Genomic DNA, 2,197 nt, shown 5'->3' with positions numbered 1-2,197 from the left:
GGGCGCAGACCAGCCCGCCCAGCAGGTCGGTCAGCGTCATCAGGGACGGTGCGGGCGGTTCGTCGGCGGGGCGCAGGGCGGCCCCCAGTCCGCTGTGCGCCTGGACCAGGTAGTCGGTGCCCAGCGGGAGCGGTACGGGAGGGCGGGCGCCCCAGCCGGAGGCCGCCGCGTAGACCAGACCGGGGTGCGCGGCGTGCAGGTCCCCGGAGTCCAGCTGCCACTGCGCGGCCTTGCCCGGCGCCCAGTTGTGCACGAAGACGTCGGCGGTGGCGGCCAGTTCGTGCACCGCCCGGCGGCCGGAGCGGGTGCCGAGGTCGATCTCGGTGGTGGTCTTGCCGGCGTTCAGGGCGCTGAAGCGGGCCGAGCACCGGCCGGCGATGGGCGGGATGCCGCGCATGGGGTCGCCCCCGGGCGGTTCGATGCGCAGCACGTCGGCGCCGAGCTGGTGCAGGATGTGCCCGGCCATCGGGCCCTGCACCCGGCGGGKGGACTCGACGACGCGCACCCCCTCCAGCGGCCGGACGGAGGTACCGCCGGCGCCCGCGCGGCCCGGCTCGCGGAGGCCGGCACCGGACTCCGGGCCCGGGACGGGAGCGAGACCGGAGCCGGAGCCGGAGCCGGCGCCGGAGTTGTGGTGTGCGGTGACGGTGAACGGCGGGACGTCGGGCGGCCGCGGATCGCCCTGCACCGCCACCACGCTCACCCGCGCCCGGGCGGCCGCCGACCGGACGGCGGAGAAGGGGGCCCGCCCGGCGGCCAGGTGCAGCGCCGCGGGCAGCGGGCAGGTGGCGGTCGCGAACCTCTGCTGGAACGGCCGCCAGCCCTGGGCGCCGGCCCGCGGATCGGCGCCGAGCAGCTGCCAGAAGCGGCGCCAGTGCAGCGGCTCGAACGTCTCGCACTCGAAGCGCACCCGGTCGGCACTGGTGAAGGTGGCGCCGCCGCGGCCGGACGGCTCGCGCGGGCCGTCGTCCGTGGTGTCGGCCGCCAGGTACTGGACCAGGGACAGCAGGGCGGCCTGCCCCACGGAGGTGCGCACCTCGCTCACCCGTGTCCCGCGGGAGCGGGCGACGAGCGCGGCGAGTACGCCCTGCGCGGCCAGCACCCCCGCGGTCGCGGTGGCGTAGTCGACGGCCAGGGGGCTCGGCCGGCCGCTCGCCCTGCCGTGCACGTGCATGATGCCGCAGGCGGCCTGCACGGCCCGTTCGTCGCCCAGCGGCAGGGCGATCGGCCCGGCCCAGCCGATGTCGCAGGAGACCGCGGCGGTGTCGGCGCGCACCGGCCGCAGCAGCCGGGCGGCGACGCCGGCGGCCAGCGCCGGTGCGTTCGTCCGGCCCGCGCCGCGCAGGGGCGGGGCGCTCACGAGGCGTTCCGCGGGCCCGGACGGCGGCCGTGCACCGAGTACAGGACGCTGGAGGCGGCGTGGAAGGACGGGTCACGCATCAGCTCCCGTACGCGCAGCAGTTCGTCCTCCGTCATGCCGGCGGCGAGCAACTGGTCGTGCAGGTGGTGGGAGAGGTGCAGTTGCAGCCGCAGGGCCGCCGACGCGGGGCCCCGCAGCAGGATGTGCGGCTGCGGGTCGAGGTCGACGAGTCCGGCGGCGCGCAGGGCCGCCGGGACGTGCCGCCCCCAGTGCGGGTCGCCGCCCGCCGCCCGCATCGCCGCCGACCGGGTCGCCGTGAACTTGGCGTAGAGCCGTGCCGACTCCCCGTCCGGGGTGAGCAGGGGCGGCTCGTAGGAGGTGTCGAGCTCGTCGATCTGCAGCACGCCGCCGGGCACCAGGGCCCGGACCAGGCGGTCGAGCACCGTGCGCCGTTCGGGCAGGTGCTGCAGCACCAGACGGGCGACGATCAGGTCGAAGGCGGCCTCGGGCAGCGGGTCGTGGCGGATGTCATGGGTGAGGACGGTCAGCCCCGGCCGGGCGTCGAACGCGGGTGGCCGCAGGTCGGTGGCGAGCACGCTCCCGGTGGGCGCGACGCGCTCGGCGAGCCAGTGGGCCACGGTGCCGGCACCGGAGCCGACCTCCAGACAGCGCCAGCCCTCGGTGACGCCGGTGGCGGCCAGTCGGGGCAGCGTGATCGGGTCGTAGGCGTCGCTCAGGCAGCGGAACTGCTCGCGGAGCAGCTCGGGATCGTCCTTGAAGAGGTAGCGGGGGCGGGATGCCAGGGGGTGCACGGGGGTTCCTCCGTCATGTGTGCGG

2 protein-coding genes are annotated in these 2,197 nt (G+C 77.1%); both read right to left on the bottom strand.

The window, feature by feature from the left end; genetic code table 11:
- The coding region (locus FGF04_RS38920) for a CoA transferase (RefSeq protein ID WP_235882745.1) at positions 1–1,360 on the bottom strand (1,360 nt) is incomplete at its 3' end.
- Positions 1,357–2,172 (bottom strand): class I SAM-dependent methyltransferase, encoded by an 816-nt coding sequence (locus FGF04_RS38915; protein WP_149516113.1) that lies wholly within the window; start codon positions 2,170–2,172, stop codon positions 1,357–1,359. The genes FGF04_RS38920 and FGF04_RS38915, both read right to left, overlap by 4 nt.
- Positions 2,173–2,197: the final 25 nt, after the last annotated feature.

The organism is Streptomyces apricus (genome assembly GCF_008369065.1).
Classification (GTDB): domain Bacteria; phylum Actinomycetota; class Actinomycetes; order Streptomycetales; family Streptomycetaceae; genus Streptomyces; species Streptomyces apricus.
The sequence above is the reverse complement of the archived record's forward strand: the minus strand, read 5'-3'. Positions and strand labels throughout refer to the sequence as shown.